This is a genomic window from Thermanaeromonas sp. DSM 22490 (assembly GCF_056378755.1).
The window spans coordinates 80925-106656 of the sequence record NZ_JBJHHE010000002.1 but is presented as its reverse complement, the minus strand read 5'-3'; the positions used below and the strand labels follow the sequence as shown (position 1 = coordinate 106656).

Annotated in this window: 23 protein-coding genes and 1 riboswitch; of the genes, 3 read left to right on the top strand and 20 right to left on the bottom strand. The window is 52.4% G+C overall.

Features of this window, described 5'->3' with window-relative positions:
* Window positions 1–158: 158 nt before the first annotated feature.
* Window positions 159–569 carry a type II toxin-antitoxin system PemK/MazF family toxin gene (locus tag AC1BI1_RS02125; RefSeq protein ID WP_476715616.1) on the bottom strand — a complete coding sequence of 137 codons (411 nt, stop codon included), beginning with the start codon at window positions 567–569 and terminating at the stop codon, window positions 159–161.
* 91 nt (window positions 570–660) lie between these two features.
* Here AC1BI1_RS02125 and AC1BI1_RS02120 point away from each other — a divergent pair, with 91 nt between their 5' ends.
* The gene (locus AC1BI1_RS02120; RefSeq protein WP_476715615.1) at window positions 661–1347 is read left to right on the top strand and encodes a manganese catalase family protein; all 687 of its coding nucleotides are present in this window, start codon (window positions 661–663) and stop codon (window positions 1345–1347) included.
* Between the two features lie 325 nt (window positions 1348–1672).
* Here the strand turns inward: AC1BI1_RS02120 and AC1BI1_RS02115 are convergent, their stop codons facing one another.
* Window positions 1673–2761: a DUF1786 domain-containing protein gene (locus tag AC1BI1_RS02115; protein WP_476715614.1), complete on the bottom strand. Its 1089-nt coding sequence runs from the start codon at window positions 2759–2761 to the stop codon at window positions 1673–1675.
* A gap of 119 nt (window positions 2762–2880) precedes the next feature.
* Here AC1BI1_RS02115 and AC1BI1_RS02110 point away from each other — a divergent pair, with 119 nt between their 5' ends.
* Together AC1BI1_RS02110 and AC1BI1_RS02105 are read left to right on the top strand one after the other, a co-directional pair.
* Window positions 2881–3831: a glycosyl hydrolase family 18 protein gene (locus AC1BI1_RS02110; protein WP_476715613.1), complete on the top strand. Its 951-nt coding sequence runs from the start codon at window positions 2881–2883 to the stop codon at window positions 3829–3831.
* Window positions 3832–4037: 206 nt separating this feature from the next.
* A complete protein-coding gene (locus AC1BI1_RS02105; RefSeq protein ID WP_476715612.1) occupies window positions 4038–4274 on the top strand; it encodes a hypothetical protein in 237 nt (78 codons plus the stop codon).
* Here AC1BI1_RS02105 and lpdA read toward each other — a convergent pair.
* The 18 genes from lpdA to dctP all read right to left on the bottom strand — a co-directional run bounded on the left by lpdA (window position 4257) and on the right by dctP (window position 25562).
* Window positions 4257–5633 carry a dihydrolipoyl dehydrogenase gene (gene lpdA, locus AC1BI1_RS02100; protein WP_476715611.1) on the bottom strand — a complete coding sequence of 459 codons (1377 nt, stop codon included), beginning with the start codon at window positions 5631–5633 and terminating at the stop codon, window positions 4257–4259. The genes AC1BI1_RS02105 and lpdA overlap by 18 nt on opposite strands.
* A gap of 172 nt (window positions 5634–5805) precedes the next feature.
* Window positions 5806–7098, bottom strand: a complete 1293-nt coding sequence (locus tag AC1BI1_RS02095; RefSeq protein ID WP_476715610.1) for a dihydrolipoamide acetyltransferase family protein — start codon at window positions 7096–7098, stop codon at window positions 5806–5808.
* Between the two features lie 33 nt (window positions 7099–7131).
* Window positions 7132–8151, bottom strand: coding sequence for an alpha-ketoacid dehydrogenase subunit beta (locus AC1BI1_RS02090; RefSeq protein WP_476715609.1), 1020 nt, complete (start codon window positions 8149–8151; stop codon window positions 7132–7134).
* A 50-nt stretch (window positions 8152–8201) separates the two neighbouring features.
* On the bottom strand, window positions 8202–9191 hold the full coding sequence (locus AC1BI1_RS02085) for a thiamine pyrophosphate-dependent dehydrogenase E1 component subunit alpha (RefSeq protein ID WP_476715608.1): 990 nt from the start codon (window positions 9189–9191) through the stop codon (window positions 8202–8204).
* Window positions 9192–9682: 491 nt separating this feature from the next.
* A complete protein-coding gene (locus AC1BI1_RS02080; protein WP_476715607.1) occupies window positions 9683–11617 on the bottom strand; it encodes a sigma-54-dependent Fis family transcriptional regulator in 1935 nt (644 codons plus the stop codon).
* 654 nt (window positions 11618–12271) lie between these two features.
* A riboswitch (cyclic di-GMP riboswitch) is annotated at window positions 12272–12361 on the bottom strand.
* 143 nt (window positions 12362–12504) lie between these two features.
* A complete protein-coding gene (gene dmpI / locus AC1BI1_RS02075) occupies window positions 12505–12693 on the bottom strand; it encodes a 4-oxalocrotonate tautomerase DmpI (protein ID WP_476715606.1) in 189 nt (62 codons plus the stop codon).
* Between the two features lie 96 nt (window positions 12694–12789).
* Entirely contained in the window at window positions 12790–13839 is a 1050-nt protein-coding gene (locus tag AC1BI1_RS02070; protein ID WP_476715605.1) for a phosphotransacetylase family protein, read from the bottom strand.
* 12 nt (window positions 13840–13851) lie between these two features.
* Window positions 13852–15954 (bottom strand): acetate--CoA ligase alpha subunit, encoded by a 2103-nt coding sequence (acs, locus tag AC1BI1_RS02065; protein ID WP_476715604.1) that lies wholly within the window; start codon window positions 15952–15954, stop codon window positions 13852–13854.
* Window positions 15955–16206: 252 nt separating this feature from the next.
* A complete protein-coding gene (locus AC1BI1_RS02060) occupies window positions 16207–17226 on the bottom strand; it encodes an alpha-hydroxy-acid oxidizing protein (protein WP_476715603.1) in 1020 nt (339 codons plus the stop codon).
* A 126-nt stretch (window positions 17227–17352) separates the two neighbouring features.
* The gene (locus tag AC1BI1_RS02055) at window positions 17353–18027 is read right to left on the bottom strand and encodes an acetate--CoA ligase family protein (RefSeq protein ID WP_476715602.1); all 675 of its coding nucleotides are present in this window, start codon (window positions 18025–18027) and stop codon (window positions 17353–17355) included.
* On the bottom strand, window positions 18024–19442 hold the full coding sequence (locus AC1BI1_RS02050) for an acetate--CoA ligase family protein (RefSeq protein WP_476715601.1): 1419 nt from the start codon (window positions 19440–19442) through the stop codon (window positions 18024–18026). Before AC1BI1_RS02050 ends, AC1BI1_RS02055 begins: the two co-directional genes overlap by 4 nt.
* Window positions 19423–20382, bottom strand: a complete 960-nt coding sequence (locus AC1BI1_RS02045; protein ID WP_476715600.1) for a thiamine pyrophosphate-dependent enzyme — start codon at window positions 20380–20382, stop codon at window positions 19423–19425. The genes AC1BI1_RS02050 and AC1BI1_RS02045 overlap by 20 nt, the downstream gene beginning before the upstream one ends.
* Window positions 20372–21598 carry a transketolase C-terminal domain-containing protein gene (locus AC1BI1_RS02040; RefSeq protein WP_476715599.1) on the bottom strand — a complete coding sequence of 409 codons (1227 nt, stop codon included), beginning with the start codon at window positions 21596–21598 and terminating at the stop codon, window positions 20372–20374. The genes AC1BI1_RS02045 and AC1BI1_RS02040 overlap by 11 nt, the downstream gene beginning before the upstream one ends.
* 2 nt (window positions 21599–21600) lie before the next feature.
* Window positions 21601–21873, bottom strand: coding sequence for a 4Fe-4S binding protein (locus AC1BI1_RS02035; protein WP_476715598.1), 273 nt, complete (start codon window positions 21871–21873; stop codon window positions 21601–21603).
* Between the two features lies 1 nt (window position 21874).
* On the bottom strand, window positions 21875–22417 hold the full coding sequence (locus AC1BI1_RS02030) for a 2-oxoacid:acceptor oxidoreductase family protein (RefSeq protein WP_476715597.1): 543 nt from the start codon (window positions 22415–22417) through the stop codon (window positions 21875–21877).
* A 103-nt stretch (window positions 22418–22520) separates the two neighbouring features.
* Window positions 22521–23840, bottom strand: coding sequence for a TRAP transporter large permease (locus AC1BI1_RS02025; protein ID WP_476715596.1), 1320 nt, complete (start codon window positions 23838–23840; stop codon window positions 22521–22523).
* Between the two features lie 24 nt (window positions 23841–23864).
* Window positions 23865–24413 carry a TRAP transporter small permease gene (locus AC1BI1_RS02020; RefSeq protein ID WP_476715595.1) on the bottom strand — a complete coding sequence of 183 codons (549 nt, stop codon included), beginning with the start codon at window positions 24411–24413 and terminating at the stop codon, window positions 23865–23867.
* 111 nt (window positions 24414–24524) lie between these two features.
* The gene (dctP, locus tag AC1BI1_RS02015) at window positions 24525–25562 is read right to left on the bottom strand and encodes a TRAP transporter substrate-binding protein DctP (protein ID WP_476715594.1); all 1038 of its coding nucleotides are present in this window, start codon (window positions 25560–25562) and stop codon (window positions 24525–24527) included.
* Between the last annotated feature and the right edge of the window lie 170 nt (window positions 25563–25732).

Below are 25732 nucleotides of genomic sequence, written 5' to 3'. Positions count from 1 at the left end.
TAGCCCCTTTCTTAAAAAATAGTGGGTATACAATTAAAGGGAAGGAAAAGCGTTCCAAGTAATATCGTACCATAAGCCAGCAAATCTCTCAATTCTCAGGCCGACTGTGAGGCTGCCAAGTGAAGTTAGGTATGTTTTCGGGTTCCAGAAAAAAGGATTTAAGCGATAGAGAGCGAAAAACAACGTGGACGGCAGCTATACTGCGGCTTGGTCTGGCACGCTGACGGCAACGTGGCGTTAAACATAATTCGCAAGGGCTCCTCGAAGGGGCACGATCTCACGATCTTCCCTAAGTATTGTTGCCGCAGGAGCCGCCTCCAGGTAGTAAACAAAAGCCCCAGTAAAATCCTCAACCTGTCTTCCACAGCTTCCATAGTTTCGGGTCTAATTCTTCCCCGGCGTTCTATAAGCCTCTCCTTGAATACAGACCTAGCGTCCTCGCATTTGACGAAACCAAAACCGACTTCACCCCGCCCTCGGGCGGCGCTAACTTCACGTAAATTTGTCACTACCGTCCCGGCCGATCCATGATTAAAAGGGGCCCTGCGGCAACCAACATACTTCCCCATTGCTTTCCAGCCTATTCCATCCGTCACCGCCGAATTAAGTACATACCATGTAGCCCAGCATGGGATACTAGACTTAGAAAGGGGGAATCACATGTTCAAGCACGATAAGAATCTGCTAGAAATGGTACGTGTGGAACGGCCGAACCCAAACTACGCGGCGCTTTTGCAGGAGCAGATTGGGGGCCCCCACGGTGAGCTGAAAGCAGGGTTACAATACCTGGCCCAAAGTTTTCGCATCCAAGATCCGGCTATCAAGGATATTTTCCTTGACATCGCCGCGGAGGAACTCAGTCACCTGGAAATGGTATGTACGGCAGTCAACCTCTTGAACGGCCATGAACCTCAGGCCATGAACGCCACCATCGGCAATGTTCAGGCGCATGTAACCACCGGACTCAATCCCTTTTACAGCAACGCCTCCGGTCAGGTGTGGACCGCGTCCTATATCGAAGCCACCGGTGACCTGCCCGCTGACCTGCTTTCCAACATCGCTGCTGAACAACGCGCCAAGGTTGTTTATGAATATCTGCACCGGCAAATCGCGGACCGGTATGTGCGGCAGATGATCGATTTCTTGTTGAACAGAGAAGAGGCGCACAACACCATGTTCCGGGAATGCTTCCAGAAGGTTCAGGGCACCGGCTCCACCCGGGACTGGGGTGTGGACAAGGACGCCCGTCTCGTTTTTAACCTGTCTACACCCGGCCAATATGTGGGTTCCTCCCTGCATAACCCCCAACCTCCGTCCTTTGCCGAGCCCCAAATCCCGCCCCAATAATATAAATTATGGTTGGGAGCGGCCTTTGTCCAAAAATACTATAAAGGCAATATCGTTAAACCACAACAGGGAAGCGGCACCGCCTCCCTGTTCTATTTTATCACCTCTGGCTTAGCTTGGTAAGTTCGACTCTTTTACCGGATAGGGATATGGGGCCACAAACAAGCCCACCTTCTTTATTCCTTAAGTTCGTGTCTCATACGTTCAAATTCCTTGTTCAAATTCCTCCCTAGTGATTTCGCCGGAGTACCTACGTTTCAGGATGTCTTAAAGCAGCGCATTATGCCCGAAAGGTTCCAGTAGGCTAGGTAGGCACCCCACCAGCCTAAGCTTCCCCCCTGGCTTCTTCCTGAGCTAAGAAAGCCAGACAGAGGCCAAAGCAACCAGCGAGCATCATATTACCATAGGGTACAGCTTCGTAGTAGCCCAGCCCACGGGCCCGCTCCCGCTGGGGACCGATGACTGCTACCCTCCGGTACTGTTCTTGAGGCCGGAAATGGGGACCAATAAAACACCCGTGACCCCCATCATTAAATACCTCTTCGTGGGTAAGCTGGCCCTCCTGTAATCCCTCGACCAGGCTAGCCAGCCTCTCTTCATCCACCATGGCAGTGTGATGCTCAAACAGGCCCCGCACCCTCTGACCTTTAAGCAGGACACCTAGAGTATGTTGGTTGCCCAGGTTTAAAATTGTAACACCGTCCTCAGCCCATGCGCGTACCCGGGGATCGGCCAAGGCTCCCCAGACGGCCGCTGCACAGGTATCCATCACTAGCACTTCATACCCGGCTGGAGCAGAATCCCGGATGGCTACTAGGCGGGTGAAATAAGAAGGCGGCTCCCGGTATAGGAGTTCCTGGATATGGCCTCCTGCCTCCACAAAGTCCCTCCAGTATTGAAACCGGAAGGCGCGGTTGCTTACCCCTTTTGGTGCTTCACCGTGGTCCTGGGCAGCTACCAGTACTAAAGGGGGAAGTTCTACTTGATAAGGCCTAAGGAGAGCAGCCAGACGCGCAAGATCCAGGTCCCGGGTTTCCACCACAACCGCTTCCTTATCCGGCTTTTCCCCTACCCGAATGCCTAAGCTTCGAACCACTTCTAAACTGTTATGCACGGTCTTAGCAGCCTGGGGTTCGGCGTACACAGGCAGACCCTGCTTAAGGTGGCTCCTCAAAGCTTCGACTATCGCACCGCCGCCCATAATAGTACCTTTAAGCCATAAAGGCCTCCTTCTAGCAGTAGCTTCTTTTACCTGCCGGGCGGCTACCACAGTAGGGGAAGGGAGCACCAGTTGCACGCATCCTTCCACCGGGAAACCGGGAGTATACAGGAAGATATCCTGGGTACCGCCCCCTATATCTATAGCCAGCACCGGCCGGGATAAAAGTGCTTCGCTCCTTATTTCGCGGTACACTTGAAAGCCTCCCACTTCATATGTGTGACAAACCTCAGGCCTGGCTCTCCGCCAGGCTACCGGGCACATCTGCCAGGAATAACATATTATGTAATACAAACAGGAGGTGTTTTCTAAACATGGCCATCCAGGAACGACAGCTAGAAAACAACTGGTATTATGTTCCCGATCCTCCGGGGCTAGCTTCTTTACGCAGCCACGGCCGTCTGTTAAGATATATCCTACCCTTCTGGTTCGGCGTCACCGAGACAGGAAGCCTCGTGGATCAAGCCGACACCGAAGGCCTGGCGGCTATCCGGCAATTTAATCTCCCTGTGCTGGCCATAGTCCATAACTATTCCAGTCCCCAGTACGGCCCCCTGATACACCGCTTGTTGACTACGCCAAGCTTGCGCCAGACCTTGGTAAACAGTATCTTAACCCTCATGTACCGCTGGGGTTTCGCCGGCGTCAATATCGATTTTGAATTTGTGCCTCCGGAGGATCGTGCCTCCTTGACCGGGTTTATGCGCCAACTCTCCCAAGCCCTCCGCCCGGCAGGCTTTTTAACCACCATCTCCGTACCGGCAGAACTGGAGGATAACCCCCGCCACCCCTTCTCGGGCGCCTTTAGTTACCCGGAACTGGGAGCCCTTAGTGACCAGGTCTATATTCTGGCTTACGACGAACATTTCGGTACACCGGGCCCTATCGCTTCCCTGGGTTTTGTTCGCCGGGTGCTGGACTACGCTGTAAGCGTTATCCCCCGCGAAAAAATACGCCTCGGTATGGCTGTTTATGGTTACGACTGGGCTGAAGGAGCGCCCACTCCCGTAACCCTCTCCCATAGCCAAGCTTTAGAGCTTGCCCGCCGCGTGGGCGCAACTATTTATTATGACCAGGCGGCCCAGGAATCCACCTTTAGCTATGTAGAAGATAATATTCCCCATGTAGTATGGTTTGAAGATGTGCGGAGCTTTAGCGCAAAGCTGGGGCTGGTGCGGGAGTACGACCTTCCTGGCATCGGTGTCTGGCGCCTAGGGCTAGAAGACCCGCGCATCTGGGAACTGCGAGCCGGGGGTAAAGGCTAGTAACTACCTCCTCCGTCTTTAGTGTACTTCATAATAACCAGTATCCAACTTGCCAAACCTCAGCTAATTCCAGGGCCAAACGGCCATTTTACATTTAGTTTTAATCCAGGTATAGACAGTATTGTCCCAGCCGCCGGTCCATCCTGCGTGAAATCTTCCTCCTGCCCCGAATAATGGCCAAAAAAATCAAACTTAGGGCCAGTAGTATGACTGCTCCGGTTAGGATAAACCGCATCTTGCAGTCGGACCGCCAAACCGTTAGGGGGGTACTGGCTCCCGCCGTCCCCCCCAAGTACGGCTTGACGAAACAAAGGACCACAGAAGTTATCGGGCCCTTCCTCTCTATAATACACTGGTTGCTTGAGGAAGAAAAGCAGCCCTACTCCAACAGCGTCACCCGGCCGGGCGAATTTTTGAACTACACTTTAAGAATGTATGCTTAACCCGTGGACTGCCTCCGCCGCCTCCATTACAGCTTCGGAAAGGGTGGGGTGGGCGTGGATACAATCCGCCAGCTCCCGGGCCTTAATTCCCTGGGTTACGGCAAGTGTCGCTTCAGCAATAAGCTCCGTAGCATGGGGACCCATGATGTGAACCCCTAGAACCCGATCATTGGAGGCATCAGCCACTATCTTAACCAAACCCTCTGTTTCTCCACTGGCCACTGCTTTACCGCTGGCTAGGAATAAAAATTTGCCTACTTTAACCTTAAATCCGCGCCTTTCCGCTTCCTCTTGGGTAAGGCCTACGGTGGCAATCTCCGGGGAGGTAAAAATGCAACTGGGCACAGCATCATAATTTACCTTCGTCGGACGCCCAAGTATAGTTTGTACAGCCGCAATACCCTGGGCCGAGGCCACATGGGCCAGCTGCATTATACCCGTTACATCTCCTATGGCGTACACGCCCTCTACGTTAGTGCGCAGGTAATCATCCACCGCAATTTCCCCTTTTGGCCCGAGGGCTACTCCCACCTTTTCCAGCCCCAGTCCTTGGGTGTTAAACTTCCGACCGATGGAAACCAGCACTTTATTAGCAACCAAGGTTTCGCCGCTGGACAGGATTACCTTAACCTGTTCACCTTCCTCCTCTACTGCTGTAACCCGGCCTTGGGTTTTAACCTCTACACCGGCCTTGTTGAGCAGCATCTGGTAGCGGCGCGATAGCTCGCTGTCGATCATAGGCAAAATGGAGGGCAGTAGCTCCACTATGGTTACTTTCACACCCAAGGTATTAAATAGGGTCGCAAATTCGCACCCTATAACGCCGCCACCGATAACAATTATACTCTCGGGTAAGCTATCCCAGGCCAGCGCTTCAGTACTAGTTACCACAGTTCTACCGTTGTAACCGAGGTCTGGGAATATAGCTGGTTCTGACCCGGTGGCGAGGATAATATTCTCTGCCTCTATCTCCCGGACCCCATCGGGACCGGTGACTGCCACCCGGTGGGGGCCGGTGAGATAACCTGTGCCAGGGAATAGATCCACCTTGTTCTTTTTAAATAAGTAGCTAATACCCTGCCGCAGTTGTTTCACCACCGTGTCCTTGCGGGCTACCAGACGGCTATAATCAACCCGGTAACCTTGTACCTGTATCCCAAAGGAGCCCGCCCTCTTTATGGCTTCCACTAAGGATGCTCCGGCCAGGAGGGCCTTAGTCGGGATACACCCGCGGTTTAGACAAGTACCGCCTAAAGCATCTTGCTCGATTACCGTCACCTTGGCTCCCAGCTGAGCTGCCCGGATAGCTGCCACGTAGCCACCCGGGCCCGCCCCCAGAATAGCGATTTGATACTTCAAGGAAACCACTCCTCCGGTTTAAATACAGTTTTTTATTGCAAGAGCTATGCTGCAGCGCATTAACCGGGAGGCCATGGCTTACCTCTTCGGTCGGTGTACTCCAAAAGGGCAGCGCAGGCGCGCTGCCCTTTTTCTCGTATAAGAAACGGGTTCCACGCTGCAGATTTTCCTCTTAAAGGGTCCGCCCTTCCGCCCCCAAGAGGGCTTCGGGTCGGGAAAGAAGTTCCGCCAGCCGGGCCAGGAACCGGGCCGCAGGTGCACCGTTGATCACTCGGTGGTCCACAGTAAGGCTGAGGGTTAGAATATGCGCCGGGCGGACGTTACCACCCTCCAGGACCGGCCGCTCCACCGTTCGCCCGACACCCAGGATTGCCGGCTGGGGCGGATAGAGCACCGGGGTGAAGAAATCGATACCATAAGTGCCCAGGTTCGTAACCGTAAAAGTGCCACCCTGGAGCTCCTCGGGCCGGATACGGCCCTGTAGCACCGCCTCGGTGAGCCGACGCCGCTCGGCAGCCAGTTCGTCCAGGCTTAGGTTCTGGGCGTTTCGAATCACCGGCACCAGCAGGTCATCGCCGCGGGCGACGGCGAACCCCAGGTGCACCGCGGCAGGCAGGACCAGCTCCTCCCCCTCCAGAACGGCCTGGAATTCAGGGTGTTCTAAAAGCGCCAGGACCACGGCCCGATGAATAAGATCCGTCATGGTAACCGGTGAACCCGCCCTCCTCAGCTCTGCCCGGAGTGCGGTCAAGGCGCTGACATCGACCTCCCGCCCCACCGTGAACTGGGCGGTTTCTCGCAGGCTCTGGAGCATTCGCGCACCGACCAGGCGCTGGGTAGGCGTCAGGGGCACCCGCCGGGGGCTGGTATCTGCCTCGGTGGTACCTCCAAATGCTCCGGGGATCGCGGCCGGCGCGGCTGGGCCAGCGCCAGTTAGCTCATTACCCGCCGCCCCCGTGGAACGGCGAGCAAAGGCCTGCACATCCTCCTCGGTGATGCGGCCGCCCGGCCCGGAACCCGGTACTGCCTCCAACGGGATCCCCAACTCGCGAGCCAGCCGCCGGGCCGCCGGGGTGGCCCGTACCTCCCCCGTCTCCTTACCGGTGGCCTGAGGTTCCACTGTAGTCCGGGATCTCTGATCCGTCTCACCGTGGATATAGGACGCTTCCTCTGGCGTACGGGCCGGGGGCGGTGCGGATTCGCTACCCCCGGCCTCCGCCATAGCCTCTTCTTCGATGAGGCAGAGCGGTTGCCCGACCCTTACCACCTGCCCCTGAGGGCAGAGGATTTTAGTTAGCACCCCACTCACCGGGGAATTAACTTCGAACGTCACTTTTTCGAACTGGACTTCCAACAGCAGTTCGCCTGCCTGCACCGGCTGACCCTCGTCCTTGAACCAATTCACAACGAATCCATCCATTTCAGGGACTGCGACATCGGCGGGCAGGCGGAACTCGTATGGCATGGGGTATCACTCCTCAAGCACGGGAATTATGGCTCAGGACCTGAGCAATTCCTTAACCGCTGCTACAATTTTGGGAGCCAGAGGTAAGACGAACTGTTCCAGCGGCCGCGAATACGGGATAGGGACGTCCGGCACGGCCAGTCGCTTGACCGGCGCCTCTAGGTAGTCAAAAGCGTGCTCAGCGACGGTGGCGGCTACTTCACCGCTCATGCCGTAGCTCAGGTAGTCCTCGTCCACTACCAGCAGCCGGCGGGTTTTCTTCACGGAATTGATAATGGCCTCCCGGTCCAGCGGTACCAAGGTCCGGAGGTCCAGCACTTCGACGCTGATACCCTCCTTCTCCAGCTCCCTAGCGGCCTCCAAGGCCTGGTAGACGCCCATGGACACGCTGACAATGGTAACGTCCTTCCCCTCCCGTTTCACGTCTGCCTTGCCGAACGGGACCATATAGGGCTCCTCCGGGACCGGGCCGGTGCTGTCCTTGATAAGGGTCATCCAGCCCAGCCCCAGCAGGCCCTTGTGGAACATGTAGATTACCGGGTTATCGTCCCGGATGGCTGAAATCATCAGCCCCTTGGCATCGTAGGGAGTGGACGGGATAACCACCTTGAGCCCGGGCAAGTGGGCGAAAGTCCCCCACAGGCACTGGGAGTGCTGACCCGCGTCGTTGTAACCGCCGCCCACCGCCGTCAGCAACACCAAGGGTACCCGGACGTTTCCGGCCGAGAAGTACGTGTTCTTGGCGATGTGGTTATAGATCTGATCCATGCAAACTCCGAAGAAGTCCACAAACATCAGCTCGACGATGGGACGCATTCCCTCCATGGCGGCTCCCAGGGCCGCACCAATGAAGCCGGTTTCAGAAATGGGGGTGTCGATAATTCTGTCCGGCCCGAACTTTTCATAAAGCCCAGTCGTGGCACCGAAGATGCCACCATACACACCCACATCCTCGCCCATTACGAAGACCCTCGGATCTCGTTCCATCTCCAGACTGATGGCCTCGGCGATCGCCTTGGCCATGGTGAGCTTTCGCGTGGTGGTCACCGACACAACCTTCTCCTCCTTCACTGTGCTAGTCCCAACCGAAAGCAGAACCGGCGCTACTCGACGAAAACGTGGAGCAGGGCTTCTTCCGGTGCCGGGTAGGGGGACTCTCGGGCGAACGTGAAGGCGTCCTCCACCCGCCGCCGAGCCTCAACGTCCAGTTGGTCGAGTTCTGCCTCCCTGGCGATGCCGCTCTCCAGGAGGTGGCTGCGGAACCGCTTGATCGGGTCGTTCTGCCGGAGGCGTGGAACCTCGTCCTTCGGCCGGTAGACCTCAGGATCGCCCTGGAAGTGCCCGAATAAGCGGTCGGTCTTGACCTCGATCAGCGTTGGTCCCTCACCCCGGCGGGCACGGGCCACCGCCTCGCCAGCGGCCTCGTAAACGGCCAAGACGTCGTTCTCTCCCACGTAGACTCCGGGCATGCCATATGCGACGGCGCGGTCAGCGTTCCGGCTGATGGCCGTGGATTTGTGTTTCGGTACCGAAATTGCCCAGCTGTTGTCCTCGCACACGAACACTACGGGCAGCCTCCAGAGGGCGGCGAGGTTAAGCCCCTCGTGGAAGGCACCCTGATTCGCGGCACCATCACCGAAGAAGGCCACAGCTACCCGTTCCTCCTTGCGCATCTTGAAGGCCAGGGCCGCCCCCACTGCCTGAGGAATGCTGGCACCGATGATGCCGCTGCACCCGAAGTGCGCGTCAGGGTCAAAGAGGTGCATGTGACCGCCCTTTCCACGCCCCAGACCGGTGGCCTTACCGAAGATTTCCGCGGTCATGCGCCGGAGGTCCACGCCCTTGGCAATGGCGAAGTGGTGCGGCCGGTGGGTGCCGACCACGGCGTCATCCTTACGCAGGTGCGCGCATACTCCTACAGCCACCGGCTCCTGGCCCGCGGCCAGGTGCATCTCCCCGGGGACCGGGCCCACTGCGATGTTAAAGACCGGGTGCTTCCCCTCCTGGTAGGCCTCCGCCATGGTTTCTTCATACAACCGGATAGTGACTATGTCGAGGTACATGCGCAAGAGGGTTTCTTTGGGAATGTTCATGCTTCATCACTCCTACCGGACACAAATTGCCAGATTTCTCGTACTATGCCACTAGCCCGTACGAAGTCGCTGCTGAATACATCTCTTGTGTTCTCTTAGATAGGCACGACCAGCCCAACTGATCCTGCCTAGATTACTGCAGTGCTTTCTTTCTTCAGGAATTGCTAAGCTAAAATTAGTTGACTTACATCCTTGGGGGTTGTACACAGCAGCGACCCATCAAAATGCTCTCGATAGGTTTAGAATCCCCCGTTTTGTGCTTGTCGATACTATAAAAAATCATTTGAATAAGTTTGAGTGAGTTATTTTTGTTTAATCCCTCCTTTAGCTGAATTTATCTTTCTACGTTCTTTTTATTGCAAAAAATATGCCAGCACCCGTTATGGAGTGCTGGCTCGCTCGCCCCTTGATTTCCTCTAAAAGCTAGGAAGATCATAAACTGCCGACCTGTTACTTCTGTCCCCTTTTAAAACGTTATGTTTTGGAACACGCTAACGAGTCTTAAGCCCATACTTATACAGTTTCCTATATAAGGTGTTCCGGGCTATGCCCAAGGCCTTTGCCACCTTAGTTATATTTCCACCGTAATACTCGAGAAGGCGCCTGATCTCCTGTTTTTCCAGCTCGGCCAGAGTGACTGAAGAAGAGCAACAACTGTCTTCACGGGGAGTTCGGGAATCCGATAAGTAAGGTGGCAGATGACCGGGCAAAAGAATATTACCTTCCGCCAAATTTACTGCCCATTCGGCCACGTTCCGCAGTTCCCTCACGTTTCCCGGCCAGTCATAATTCTCTAATAAACGCCAAACCGAGGGATCTATATAGGTGATATTTTTACCCAACTTTTGCGAAACTTTACGGACAAAATGCTCAAAGAGAAGGGGTATATCACTTTTGCGCTCGCGTAATGGGCATAGGTGGATAGTAAAAACTCCCAGACGAAAGTACAAATCCTCTCGGAATTTTTTCTCCCTAACCAGCTTCGGTAAATCCGAGTTGGTCGCCGCAATAACTCGGACGTCTAACGAGATCTCCTTATATCCACCCAGCCGTACTACCTTCTTTTCCTCCAGCACTCGTAAAAGATACACCTGTATATCCAGAGGCATCTCGCCAATCTCATCTAAAAACAGAGTACCCCCCTGGGCTTGTTCAAATTTGCCCGGCTTACCCTCCGGCCGTGCCCCAGTAAAAGTCCCGCCAGTATACCCGAAGAGCTCGCTACCTACTAGCTCCCGCGGCAAGGCGCCACAATTTACCGCCACGAAAGGCCCCTTCCGACCGCTAGCCTCATGTATAGACCTAGCAAAAAGTTCTTTACCGGTCCCTGTCTCACCTAGAATAAGCACCGGAGCATCACTACGGGCCGCGATGGAGGCCAATCGTACGCTTTCGCGCAAACGAGGATGATATCCTAAAATCTGTTCGAATCCTTGTAAAGTTAGGGGAGAGCTTACATAAAATTGGCTGCTGTCAGACAGTCTAAGGGCTATCAGAGCCGCTACACTTTCATTGTAGTTACCAGTTACAGGTGAAACATCCGCCCTGCACCGCAACATTCCTTTCCTGCTTTGTACCAATATTTCTTTGTCCTTTATACCTTGTCGCATCTCTATAAAGGATAAAATTTCCTGCGAATTATCAAATATTTCCTCAACTCTTCGCCCTATTAACTCTTCTATTTTCCATCCCAGAACCTTCTCAGAAGCACAATTAACTCTGACTAACCTTCCCGTCCTATCTATCACTAATAAGGGATCACCATTGTTTTCTAAGAAGTATTCTGTGAGTTGCCTGTAAGTCATAGTTTCTTTTTGGGCCCTACTCTGCCTCAAATTGTTCTCGATAGCTAGGGCAGCAACTACTACAGTAGCTAGTGCCTGTTTATTTTCCAGGTACCAAGGCCCAGAGAGATCTATTGTTCCAATAGGTTGCCCTTCGGGGCCAAAAATGGGAGAACCAGCGCATGTCCAGGAGTGAAGGCCACAACAGAAATGCTCGGCTCCAGTGACCTCCAGGGCTTGCCCTAAAACCAAGGCAGTACCTATACCGTTAGTACCCACCTTATCTTCTCGCCAGCAAGCGCCAGAAATAAAATTAATCCTTCGAGCCATATCTATAGTTTCCGGGTAGTTCCCTAATATCTCCAGTATATAGCCGTCCTCTCCTACTAAAACTGCGAGGAAGCCCAAGCTACCGCATAGCGCCAAAAGCTTTTCCATTACCGGCCGGGCAGCACGGATCAGCTCCTCTTGTCTCTCTCTGGCTTCCTTTAAGGCCGAGCCCCCGATAATCTCCTGCCCTTGCTTCTGGTATGGATTGACGCCTATATTCTTACATCTTTCCCAAGAGTTGAGTATTTCCGGCCTTATGATTTGTCCCGAAATGGTACTAGTGCTGAGGTACCTATTCCATTCATACCACACTTTTTGATATACTCCATGAAAATTTTCCACCATGCACCTGTCCTGGTTCGTAAAGCGTGACCGTTTTTGACTCCGGCCAAGCGACCCCCTGAACCAGGCGCACACCTCCTTTTCTCCAAAATTTGCCTTTACCAGGCAGGTGCGAGGGGGTCTCGTCCCGGGAGTCCCACCCGGAACCCGGACAGGGCGGTTCCCTGCCCTCTTGCCCCGGCCTCAACCCGTACAGACTTGCGGGGTGCTTAAAGCACCCGCAGGTTGAGTCCCCGGGACAAGGGTAATTGCCGCCCGGGCCGCTCTGTCAAAACGCCTGCCAGGTTTGTCCGAACCCGGCTAAACGGGATCACCGCAGAGCCAGGGCCAAAACCTTGAAGTCGTGCCAGAGGGAGTAAAACCCCTCCTGCTGCCAGGACGCAAGCCATTGACCCTGTCCCAAGATGATTATAACTTTTACCCGTGAATTTTCCAAATAGGTTAGGGAGTTAAATAAGGACTTCTGCCCCCCAAGGTTGAGGTTTTAATTTTGTAAGAAGTAGCCAGCGCAAGCTTTCAAGTCTACGTCCCTTGCCGGGGACACCGGACAAAAAAAACACCAGGCGGCAACCGTGACACCTGGTGCAGATCATATCTCTACCCATTAATGCAAGTCCCTTCCCCACCGGTGGCCCGGCTGCCATAGCCCTGCCAACAGCTTTAGGCCCCCCAGCTTTGCGCCCCCGCCTTTCGGTGGGTTTGCTCTTGACGGCAGGTTTTAAATCTTAAACCTAAGATATCATGGAAGTTCCGAAAATACAAAGCGGATTGCTTACAAATGTGGTTATTTTTTTACTCTGATATACTCTTTTGTCTGGTAGTTTGCTCTTTATTAAGGTCCATTACAGGAAGGCCAATTACTTCTGCAATTCCGATAGCTGGCGGCCGCCGGTGCCGACATTGTCCGGTGAATTTTCCCGGATAATGACCACGAAAGCCTGGGCCGGTATGTTCAGGGTTAAACTCGCAGCTTCAGTGAGGGCTTTGATCAACTCTGCTTTTTTTTCTTTGGTCATTACACCCGCGTCAATTTGAATTACCGGCATAACTTCCTCACCTCCTTCTAAATAAGAAGTTGCCCAGAGGTTGCGGGCCGAAGATTAGAATGTCCCGGGTCTTGCCAAAGCCCGTGCCTTGTGAGGTTAACCCAGTGCTTCCATTATGGCCTGCCACTGGCAGTATTTTTCTATGTTTTCCAGGGCCACTTTGATGCTAGCAGCATCGTTGGGACTTAAACGGCGCGAAAGATGCCGGATCTTTTCAATAGTAGTGTAAGTATCGTAGTGGACCAGGATAAGAGGTACTCCCTTTTCTTGAGCCCGAGCAATGACCCTAACGTCTGGATATAAACCGCCAGTCAGGATAAGCACCGAGGTGCTGGTTTCCAGTGCAGCCAGGGCCACATCCGCCCGGTCGCCCCCCAGTATTACCGCTTTATCTAGAGCACGCCTAAAATAAGAAAGAGCGCTTTCCGCCGTCATAGCCCCCACCATAACTTCTTCCACGAGTCGATCCAGGTTTTCTTCCCCTGCCAATATTTCCCCTCCCAAGACTTCGTAGTATTCCCTAGCCGTGGGAGAGGCTATCTCAGGCCGGCGAGGTATAATTCCCAGGGTACGGTAGCCATGCCTTTCCAGCAAAGGGCCATAAATGCCCTCCGTTTTAGACCAAAGGGGGCGCGGTATATTATTAAATACGTTGCCCAAAACTTTAACCCCTGTCAGGGCTAAATGGCGGTTAAAGAAAAGGGCTTGATCCAAGCTGAAGTCGTTTTCTACGTTAATAACTAAAATTACCAGAGCATTCCATTCTCTGGCCAGGGTTATATCATCCGTACCGCAACAAGCATAAGCAAAAGGATAAACGGCACCCCCTATAATTACCACTTCCGCTTCCCGAGCGATTTCCTCATAAGCCGACCGTACCCTGGGGAAAACTTCTTTACAACACTCACTGGAAAGATAAGAAGGGCCGACCATATGGGGGACTATAACCTCTAAGGGTGCCTCCATACCCAACACTTCCTTCATCAACACCCCATCTTCATCCAACCGTTTCGGGCCATGGGTGGGATTCCCTATAGGCTTAAAATAAGCCACCCGAAAGCCTTCTTTCTGCAGTTTTTGGGCCAGGCCCAAGGCCAGGGCGGTTTTGCCGCTCGCCGGGCTTCCCATTATATAGAGGCTTTTCATTTCCTAACCTCCTTAGGATATGGTTATTTTTACATCGAGGGCGCTCAGGCCCTGGTGATATACAAAAACCGGGTTAATATCGATTTCTGTAATCTCCGGAAAATCCAGCGCCAGCCGGGCTGTACGGCCAATGGCCTCGACCAGAGCTGCCACATCGGCCGGCTTCTCTCCCCGATATCCCCGGAGCAGAGTGTAAGCTTTAGTCTCGCTGAGCACAGCTTCTATTTCCTTGCGCGTAAGGTCCCGGGCCAGGCGGAAGGAAACATCCTTTAGCAAATTTACGTATATCCCCCCCAGTCCGCAGGCCATTAAAGGTCCGAACTGCACATCCCGGGTCATCCCGATGATCATCTCAATCCCTTTAGGCATCATTTTCTGTACTTCCACGCCGTACAAAGAGGCCTGGGGCATAAGGCGGTGCACGTTTTCCATTATTTCCGTAAATCCCTGGCGCACTTCTTCCGGTGAATTCAATCCTACCTTTACTCCGCCCACATCCGTCTTGTGGAGTATTTTGGGAGAGGCCACCTTAAGAACAACCGGATAACCCATTTTGTCTGCCGCCTCAACAGCTTGTTCAGGGGTAGTAGCCAGGACTATGGGGGCGGCAGGTATACCATAAGCCTGGGCCACTGCTGCAGCCTCGCTGCCTAAGAGGACCAGTCGCTTGTCCCGCAATACATCATAAAACACAGCCTTGACTGTTTTTCGATCTACATCAGGATAATTTAAATCCCCTCTTTCGACGGCCGCTTTCCGATACTCGCCGTAACTTGCCAGCCCTTTTAGAGACGATACGGCGGGCTCAGGAAAGGTAAAACAAGGTATCCCTGCTTCACTCATGAGCTTGACGCCTTCAGCCAGCGATTCCCCGCCGAGGTAGACTCCTATCACCGGTTTATGAGGATATTCTTGATGTAATTCAATTATAGCCCTAGTAGTCTCCAAAGGTTCTGCTACGGCTGTAGGGCACATGAGCACTAGTACGCTGTCCACGTTAGGATCGGCTAATACCTTCTCCAGGGCAAAGCGATAACGGTCTGCCTTGGCATCCCCTAAAACATCTACCGGATTGTACACGGCCGCCTCAGGAGGAAGACCGCCGCGCAATTCTTCTAGGGTTTCTTTTTCGAAGCGCGCCATGGTGAGGGAATTAGACTCTACAGCATCGGTAGCTACTATTCCAGGGCCTCCCGAGTTAGTCACAATGGCTACCCTCTTCCCCGCCGGTACCGGGCAACGGGAGAAAGCTACGGCCAGCTCGAAAAGTTCGGGCATGGTACGAGCTCTAATAACACCGCACTGCCGAAAAGCCGTATCATAGGCCAGGTCACTTCCTGCTAGGGCTCCAGTATGAGAGGAAGCCGCGCGGGCACCCGCCTGACTAGTTCCGGATTTCAAAATAATGAGCGGCTTTTTGGCGGTAGCAGCCCGGATCACTTCTAAAAAGCGCTCACCACCGGCCACATCTTCCAGATAGCAGGCTATCACCCGGGTATAAGGATCTTCCGCGGCCTCGGCGATAAAATCGATTTCCGAAAGATCTGCTTTGTTGCCCAGACTGACCATTTTGCTAAAACCGATGCCGGTGGACAAGCTCCAATCCAGGATGGCGATGAGAAAAGCCCCGCTCTGGGAAAGAAAGGCTATATCCCCCTTAAGGGGAAAATTCTTGGCAAAAGAAGCGTTAATAGGAGTATGGGTATCCATCATGCCCACGCAGTTGGGGCCGAGCAGACGCATGCCATAGCGTCGGCAAGTGGCGACCAGACCTTTCTCTAAATCTAGGCCTTCTTTGCCGGTCTCTTTAAACCCTGCTGTTACTACGATCAGGTTCTCTACTCCCTTTTCCCCGCACTCTTTAACTGCTTCGATTACACCAGCGGCAGGTATAGCTATTATCGCTAGCTCCACCGGCTCAGGTATGTCATTAACCGCAGGATAAGCGCTGAGACCTTCTATTTCCTTTTCCCTAGGATTTACCGGATATATCCTGCCGGGGTAACCGGAATTCAGTAAATTCTTGACAATAGAATGTCCCACTTTCCCCACAGTACGGGAGGCTCCAATAACAGCTACTGACCGGGGGCTAAAAAAGTTTCTCAATAATTCCACCCTTTCACCCCTCTTCCCCTAACCAGATTTAACCTCTTTTTACAGCCATATTACTATTTTAGCGTTGAGTTTGTCCAGATAATTCTTACTCTGCAGGGCGCGCTCCAAAATAGGGCTCCGCTGTTCTCCCCCTTCTTCAAGGCAAAAAACTTCCAAGGCTCAACCGCTGAGGCCCCCAAAATCTTATCCCAAGCCTCGCTAGCGCAGCATACCAGCCAAGTATTAAGCAGATCTTCCTCAGGACCTTCCGGGTCATATATGCCTAAGGATAGAGACACTGATATCTGGCAGAGACCCACACCCTGTTAGCCGCATAGCCGCCCGCAATTCTTCAACTATAGCCAGCAATTTTTTCTGCACCCCTTCTGCCCCACCTCCGCAGGCAGCTATAAACACCGGACGCCCTACCAATACCGCCTCAGCTCCTAGAGCCAGCATTTTCAGGACATCAACCCCAGTGCGTATCCCGCCATCGGCTAAAATGGCTATCTTCCCTTTAACTTTGTTGGCAATCTCCGGCAGGACATCGGCCGTCCCCAAGGTATGGTCCAAAGCGCGTCCACCATGGTTGGATACTACAATAGCTGCTGCGCCGCCCTCTACTGCCGCTTCAGCATCGGCTACCGTCATTATGCCCTTTAAAATTACCGGCAAGGAGGTAGCCCGTACAATTTCTCTTATATCCTCCACACTCTTGGGTTCCACCAGTTGACCGGCCCTGGTCATGTTGATAAAGCCTGCTGCATCTACATCGATACCTACAGCCAAGGCCCCTGCTTCTTCTGCTTGCCGTATTAAGGCGATAATCTCTTTGTTGGCTCTCGGTTTAATAACGGGAATACCCCAACCCCCGGCTTCCCTTATAGCAATAAGGCCCGCCTTAAAAACCTCTGGGTCCGGCGCATCGCCCGTCATGGCCAGCGTCCCCGCAAGTTTAGCCCCCTGAACCATGGCTCTGGCCAGCTCCACTTCTCCCACGCGGCTCCCGAAATTCACTCTGGTCCCGGTTACCGGTGCACCTAATATGGGAAAAGGCAGACTATGCCCCAAAAATTTCAAAGAAATATCCTGCGCTTTTTTATCATGCAAAACCCTCAAATTTAGTTTCCACTGCTTCAAAGCCTCGATATTCCGGCGGAAGGCCTCTCCCGTACCTATACCCCCTATACCCGGTACCCCAGTGGGGCAACTCCGTCCATCGCATACCGGGCATACCTGACAGATCCCTTTTAAAACCTCTCGCGCTTTCCGGTTAATCTCTGCAAGATCCATCTTTTTCCCTCCCGTCGCCGCTACTGCTCTTTATTTAATTATACTTCTAAAAATAAAGCCGGCCAGGGGTAATTCCCAATACCGGCACATTTTAGCCTGAGATGGACAGCGGATTAGGCTATGGAACTAGACCGTGCTTAAGAGAAGCCTTACATCTCCAATTTGAACCCCTTTTTCTGTAACGAATACCGGATTTAAATCTAATTCCCGGATCTCTTCTTCCTGCCAAACGAGCTCTGAAATTTTTAGCAAGAGTTCTACCAGGGCTTCCTCATCTTTGGCCTTTTGACCCCTGATGCCTTTCAAAAGCGGATAACCCTTGATGCTTTTAACCATGTTCTGAGCTTCAAATCTCTTTAAGGGAGCAATTCCAAAGGCCACGTCATTAAATACCTCCACAAAAATGCCCCCTAAGCCGAACATGACTACCGGCCCAAACTGACGATCCCAGATACTGCCGATAATAACTTCAAGGGCGTTATCAACTTGCCGGGTAACCAAATACCCGTCAATGCTTATAGGAGTTGAGGATAACTTAATACTGCTCAATTGCGCAAAGGCCTGCCGCACCTGTTCTGGTGATTTAAGGTTAGTTTTAACTCCCCCTACTTCGCTCTTATGGATGATCTGAGGAGAAACTACTTTCATAACTACTGGATAACCAAGCTCTTCAGCAGCCCGCACCGCCTCTTCCGCCTCTGTTACTACCCTATAAGGGGGAACGGGAATGCCCCTGGCGGCCAGGTAAGCTCTTCCTTCCGGTTCCAGGAGATGCCTGCATGTTTTGTGCTCGTCCCTCAACTTACTCCCCCCTCGCAGTGCTGAGACAGGTAGCGCCGCCTCCGGACCATATTGATCATGGCCCGTGCCGCTCTCTCCGGTGTGTCAAAAGTAGGCAGGCCAGCCTCTTCCAGCATTCTCCGAGCACTTTCCACCCACTTGCCGGCCAGCAAACAGGTCAGAATGGGTTTTTGGCTATCATGCGCAGCCTCTATAATGGCTTGGGCCAGGCTCTCCGGGCGGAGAAAAGTAGGAGGCACACTTATAAGAATTACCCCATCTACCTGTTCTTCGGCCAGGACAATACGTAAGGCATCATAGTGGTGCTGTTCCATAGCTGCTGCTGTGATATCAATATATCCCTGGGGCTGGCATATTATGGCCATAGGTGGTAAAACCCTGGTCAAATCGTTTCTACCTTTCTCCGAAATCTCCGCCAGAACGGCTTCACGCCAGGATCCAATTTCATCCATGGCCATAGTTCCCGGTCCTCCGGCCTCGGTCAAGATGCAAATCCTGTTGCCCTTGGGCAGGGGTTGCATCGTTAGAGCCTTGGCTGTATCTATCATTTCTTCCAGGTTTTGCACCCGAATGACACCGGTTTTGGCAAAGGCTGCCTCGTAGACCCGGTCGCTCCCTGCCAGAGCGCCGGTATGGGAATAAGCGGCCTTAGCTCCCAGGTCGGTTTTGCCCACTTTCAAGGCTAAGATGGGTTTGCGGGCGGAGACTTGGCTGGCAATATCCAGGAAATCTCTCCCCCGGTCAATGGCTTCCACGTAAAGAAGAACCGCCTTAGTGCTATCATCTTCGCCATAATAGGATAGGACATCCAGAACATTAATGTCACAGGTATTCCCCGTATGGGCCCATTTATTGAACCCCAGGGGTACCGGTTGGTCCTCCATAAATAAGAGAATACTGCCCCCCATGGCACCGCTCTGCGAATATATGCTTATGCCACCCCGGACCTGCTCCCCGGTAGGTTCAATAGTTGTGTCCAGTCCTATTTCCGTATTGATTACTCCAGTACAGTTAGGCCCGAAAATACGGATACCCGCTGAACGGGCCAGGCGCACCAACTCTTTTTCTCTGGCTATATCTTCCGGTCTCTTGGTTTCAGCAAAGCCTGCCGAAACAACTACCACTCCTCGAACATCGGTGCGTTCCACTGCTTCCCGCATAACATCTAACACACCGGGAGCCGGAATGGCTATTACCACCAGTTCGACCTGGTTATTGATGCTTTGAAGGCTTGGATAACAGGGAAGGCCCTCAATGTCCGGAATAGAAGGATTGACCGGATAAATTCCACCTTTATATCCCCGCTGTATCAGATTTTTGACTATCTGGTAGCCGGCTTTACCGGGATTGCGCGAGGCACCCACTATGGCAATGCTTGCGGGGTAAAAAAATGTCTCAAGTTGACCTTTGCCCATCCAATACCTCCCTTTCCATTAACGGGGACACCTTTTCCCAGGCCTGTAATACAGCCCAGTTTTCATCCACCTGCCGCTGGAACTCCTGAATCTGCCAGCGCCACTTTTCCTTAAACAAATGCTGAAAACGTCCCTGGAGTTTCAGGTATTCTTCCACCGGTTTCTTTTGCCGTGGGCGTACGGTAATCTTCAAGGCATAACCATGATAAATCTCATAAAGGGGAAAGACACAAGTCTCTACCGCCAGGCGGGCCACTTCCACCCCCTGGTCCTCCTTTAAACCCCAGCCGTTGATGCAGGGGCTCTGAAGGTGAATATAGGTAGGGCCGTCTATTTGAAGGGCCTTCTGGATTTTTTTAAGGTAATCCAGAGGATAAGCCAGGGAGGCCGAAGCAGCATAAGGTATGCCATGGGCAGCCATAATGCGGACCATATCCTTCTTGCGCCGGAAAGGCCTGGATTCCCCGGCTCTGTGTTCCGTAACTGGCGTCGTACTCGTCCTAGCACCAGGAGGAGTGGCACCCGAACGCTGGGTGCCTGTATTCATATAACCCTCGTTATCATAACAGATGTATAGAAAGCGGTGCCCTCTTTCTACAGCGCCAGATAAAGCTTGAAGGCCGATATCAACTGTACCTCCGTCCCCGGCATAAGCAAAAAGGTTAATCCCCTCCCTTTTGCCCAGAGCCTTAAGTCCGGCATCGATCCCGGATAGGATGGAACCGGCATTTTCAAAAAGGGTGTGTACGAAGGGAAACCTGGGGGCTCCGGCATAGCCGTAGTTTACACACATGCATCCCGTAGGAGTTATCATGATAGCTCTTGGTCCCAGAATCTTGGAGGCCATCCTGGCGCCAAGGACTGCAGGGCAGCCCGGACACCCTCCTCTACCGGGAGCTATATATTCTTCCTCCGGCAAGTTTTTCAAACTAACGGCCATATCGTTCACCAACTCCCCATGCCTTAAGCAAATTCTTATTTTCGTCCACCCAGACCACGTCTTCTCCGCGATTTTTCTCCCTGCCACTTTCATCCTCATTCAGAATGGCAAAGCAGCGCTTAATAGTTTGGGGAGAAACATCCCTGCCGCCCAGGCCAGCAATAAAGTTAAGGGCGGGAAGGGTAAAGCCATTAACATATAAACTGCGTAAAACTTCCTTATAAACTATTCCTCCTGAACCGAAGCTTATATCCCGGTCCAAGACACCGATTTTCTTAGCGTTTTGCGCCGCAGCCACAATTTCCCGATCACAGAAAGGGCGGAAACAAGCAATGCGGGCCACGCCGACCCTATGACCCTGAGCCCTTAATTCATCAACAACTTCTTTGGCCGTACCCATCATGGATCCGAGGCCGAAGAGCACCAGTTCCGCGTCTTCGGTACGATAGCAGTCCACGGTTTTATACCGACGACCAAAGATAGCTGCAAATTCATCATATATTTCCTGGAGGATTAACCCAGCCTGACAAGAGCTTTCGTGTTTATCCCGCTGGAACTCCTCAAAATATTGGGGGAAGGCCATAACGTTAAAGATCTTCGGTTCTGCCAGATCTATATGGGGATAACGGGGAACAGGAGCCGGCAAAAACTTGGCTACCAGATCCGGGTCGGGGATCTCCACCGGCTCGGAGGTGTGGGAAACGAAAAAGCCGTCGAGACAAACCATCACCGGCAGGAGAACCCTCGGGTCCTCCGCCAGGCGGTAGGCGATGAGCAAAGTATCCAGGGCTTCCTGGGCATTCTCGACATAAATCTGTATCCAGCCAGAGTCCCTTTCGGGGAGGCTATCCTGGTGATCGGCAAAAATAGTCACCGGGGAGGCCAGGGAGCGGTTGGCTACAGCCATAACTATGGGCAAACGCAAGCCAGAGGCATAGGGAAGAACCTCATGCATCAACGCCAGCCCCTGGGAACTTGTGGCTGTAAAGGCTCGGGCTCCAGTTAAGGCAGCGCCCACCACCGCCGACAGGGCACTATGCTCACTTTCTACCGGTATCATCTCTGCTTTCAAAGAACCCTCATAAACCTTGCGGGCCAGAGCTTCTACTATGCCTGTCTGGGGCGTAATAGGGTAGGCAGCGATAACCTGGACACCGGCCAGACAGGCACCTTCTGCCACTGCACTGCAGCCGGACAAAAACAATCGCCGTGACACCATTAACCCTCCCTGATCATGGTTATGGCCGCATGTGGACATTCCTTGGCACATAACCCGCAACCTTTGCAAAAGGTATAATCAACAGTATATAATTCCCCCCGACTGATGGCTCCATCGGGACAATACAGCCAGCAAAGGAGGCACTGGCGACACCTCTCCCCGTCTATAACCGGCCTGAGGTTCCTGCTTACCTTTCCTGCCAGCTTTTCCGAGGCCCCCCCTGGCAACCACGAAGATAAGGGGCGTTGTTCTTCCCAGGGATGAACTGCCATTTTACACCTCCCCTTCCACTGCCGCAAATCCGGCTTCTACAGCCTGTATATTCTTAGCGGCTAAATCACCTGGAAACTCTTCCTGGATCACTTGCAATACGGACTCCAGGGATACTATGGGGGCGAGCTTAAGCAGGGCCCCCAGCATAACGGTATTTACAATGGGGCGCTTAAAGACCCGGTAGCCTATTTGAGTAGCATCCAAGGTAGTTACCCTGCCACGAAGCTGGGGTAAGGTTGTACCGGCCGGTGCATTGATAATTACCTTGGTATCCTCCCTCAAGTCTTCGATGACTCCTGGGCTGGACAGCACAACATAGTTAGTCACCACCAGTATATCGGGTGCATAGATAAAGCAATGCTTCCGGACCGGCGCATCGCTGACCCGGGTAAAAGCTTTGACCGGAGCACCCCTCAATTCCGTCCCGAAAAAGGGGAAGGATTGGGACCATCTCCCATTCAGGGCAGCTGCTTTCCCCAACATTTCGGCGGCCCTCACTACCCCCTCCCCTCCCAGACCATGAAACCGGATCTCGTATTGCATGTCCACCTCGCCCTTTCAGACAAAGTTGAAAGATGTTTAACTACGCCCAAACTCCCAGGTTGATATCTGAGAGTCACCTTTGTCGCGTGGCAAGTTGTGAGTACTACATGGGTTTCAACATATGATTGGGCAACCACAGCGCCAGAGACGGGAAAAGTATTACCCAGGTGATGGCCAGGGCATCACATAGCACAAAGGGTATGGCACTGCGATAAATATCTCCCATGGTGGCCTTTTCACCGGCCACCCCTTTCATAACGAAAAGGACCAGTCCGAAGGGGGGCGAAAGCAAGCCTACTTCCAGGCTGATAAGCATTATCACCCCAAACCATATAGGATCAAAACCGAGGTGGTTGGCTATGGGGACGAAAATGGGTGCTGTGACCATGATAATAGGGACGGATTCCATAAAACACCCTAAAACTATTACCACCAGTATCATGGAAATTAATAAAATCATGGGTGGAACACTTAAACCTGTGGCCCAATTTACTACGGCCTGCGTGAGACCCGAATAACTCAACAGCTGGCTGAAAATTTGGGAACCGCCAATGATCAACAAGATCATGGTGGTAATGCTGACAGTACCGCGCACAGACTTATATATCACTTGCCAGTTTAAGCGGCGGTAAAAAGCAGTTACTATGATAGTACCTACCGCGCCCAAAGCAGCGGCTTCTGTAGGCGTGGCCACCCCAATTACAAAAATGCCCGTCACCAGAAAAACAATGATGCTTAAGGGCAATAAGTCCACCAGAAACAATCGCAGTTTTTCCTGCAAGCTTATCTTGGGCACTTCGTAAGGGGGGGCTAAGGAAGGATTGAACTTCACGCGAATGAGTATCAGAAGTATATAATGCAAAGCCATTATAAAACCGGGAATAAAGCCAGCAATAAGGAGGCGGCCTACAGGAACTTCGGCTATGGTGCCATATATTACGGCTATATTGCTGGGCGGAATAATCATGGCCAATCCCCCTGCCGCCATTATAGGGCCGTAGGTCAGCGTTTTGCTGTAACCGCGTTTCAGCATCTCAGGTACCAAGGAAGAACCCAGCACGGCAGTACTGGCAGCGGTGGACCCGCTCAGCATCCCGAAAAGGGCGCCCGCCATATTGGCTAGAATACTCAACCGGGCAGGGATTTTCCCTACCAGTTTGGAAAGGGCGTCGAGGCTCTGGGTAGCTAAACCTGAATGGGTCATCACTTCCCCCATGAGAACAAAGAGCGGTATGGGTGTGAGGCTAAAAGTAGCAATGGAGTCAAAAAGGCTGTGAATGGTCTGGTAGGGGCCTACCGGCGACCCCATTAACACAATAGAGGCGCCGAGCATTACAGCCAAGAAAGCAAAGGCTACGGGCATACCTAGAGCAAACAACAACATACAGGGTAAAAGGATTATCAAAAGTGCGCTCCACTCCACAATTCTCACCTCTAGCAGTCAAAATCAGGCCCGACTTTTCTTTTTCTCCTCCCCATCGGGAGACAAGCGCCAGTAATAAATTACTTTGCGTAGGAACTGAAAGAATACCATAGCTGCCATAATTGGTACAAATAAAAAGGGTAAATACTTTGGTATAGGCATTACTTTGATAGTTAAGGTGCCTTTGACATAGTTCTCATAAGTAGCCAGTAGCCCGTAATAGAAAAGCCCTACACTTGTTATCGCTCCCAGGAAATTACTAAGCAAATTCATAACCCTCTTTACCCGGGGGCTCATCAGATTAACAACCACATCTACCCGCACATGCTCGTCGTTCCTGAGCACCCAGGCGGAGGCCAGTAAAACGCCCAGGTAGAGAAAATATTCCTCGATTTCCGTAGACCAAGCCACTGATACTTTGAAGTAATAGCGTAACAGGACCGCCACCGTGATCATAGGTGCCAAAGCGAAGAGAAGTACACCGCTTACGATGGCCATTCCCTCGGTAAGGCGGTCGATAATTACTATAAACGCACTGCAAATCCTCCGCGCATACGACGCCATACTTTCCATCTTTTTTTCACCCCCTCGGGAACCGCCCAGTGTCCCAGGCTTTCAAAAATATTTAATTTAAAGTAAGGCGGGTGAATACCCCGCGCCACCTCACCCGCCCGCGCTCTTATACTATTGCTTGGGAGTGGTCAACTCTTTTAATTTGGGACCAAGCTGTGGTGCCTTTTCAATAACTTGTTTCCAACCTTCCTCAAAGGCCAGTTTTAGGAATCTCTCAGCCTCCTCTGGCGGTAAATTAAGGATTTTCATCCCCTTTTCTTGTATCCCTTTAGTCTCTTTGTCCACTAACTCCGCATATCTGTCATAGGCTTTCTTCTCCGTGTCGGCCATTATTTTTTCTAATTCTTTGCGCACATCTTCTGGCATCTTTTTCCATGCGTTACCATTAATGAAAAATCCCATGCCTACCGGATAGAAACCTGGATCAATGCGGTACTTAGTTACTTCCGCCCAACCCGACGCCAGTACACCCAAAGAAGGCCAGCCATAGCCGTCAACGGTCTTACGCTCCATGGCGGTATAGATTTCACCTGGCGGTATGGAAGCTGAACCCGCGCCTAGAGCTTTAATAAGCGGGACATATACAGGTGCTACCCGTATAGTCCTACCTTTGAAGTCATTCAGGCTTTTTACTTCAAAATTGGTGTACAGGTGATAAAGGTATCCCGGCCCCGATGTCTTGCCGAGATAAACTACATTTAGCGCTTTTTCAAACTCCTGGCGCAAGGTATCATAAACACCCTTTTCCCGCTCTTCCCAGGGCTTAAGGCGGCTTAGGTGCAGAGTATCAGCCACCGGTACAAAGTTCTCCGCATAATTCCCCGGTAGGTGTCCTATATCAAAACTACCTTTGCCTAACATTTCTATCTGCTGGAAGGCAGGTATCACCTCTTGACCTCCAAGGTACTTAATCTCAATACGGTCACCCAAGCGTTTTTCCACTTCTTCCACAAACATCCAAAAACCTACATGTTCGGGAGAATTTTTTTGAAAAGGTGTAACGGCCCGCAGTACAATCTTCTCTACCTTCTGGTTGCTACTTTGCTCCTGCTTGGTGTCCCCTGATTGCTTATTGGCTTGTCCACATCCGGCTAGCAGAAAGACCAAAAAGAGTAAACACGCCAGAACAGTCAAGTTCTTTTTAAGCATTTCTAAATCCTCCTTTTTTACAGGCTTATCTTCTCCCTTGGCGGACAGATAGGCCCCGAGAGTACTGAAGAATATTTCAACTTCAAGTGTATATTTACCTTTGGACCAATGACACAAATAATTTTTTCTATTTTTGGAACACTGCTGTGGTCCGTTTTCTCCCTAATTTA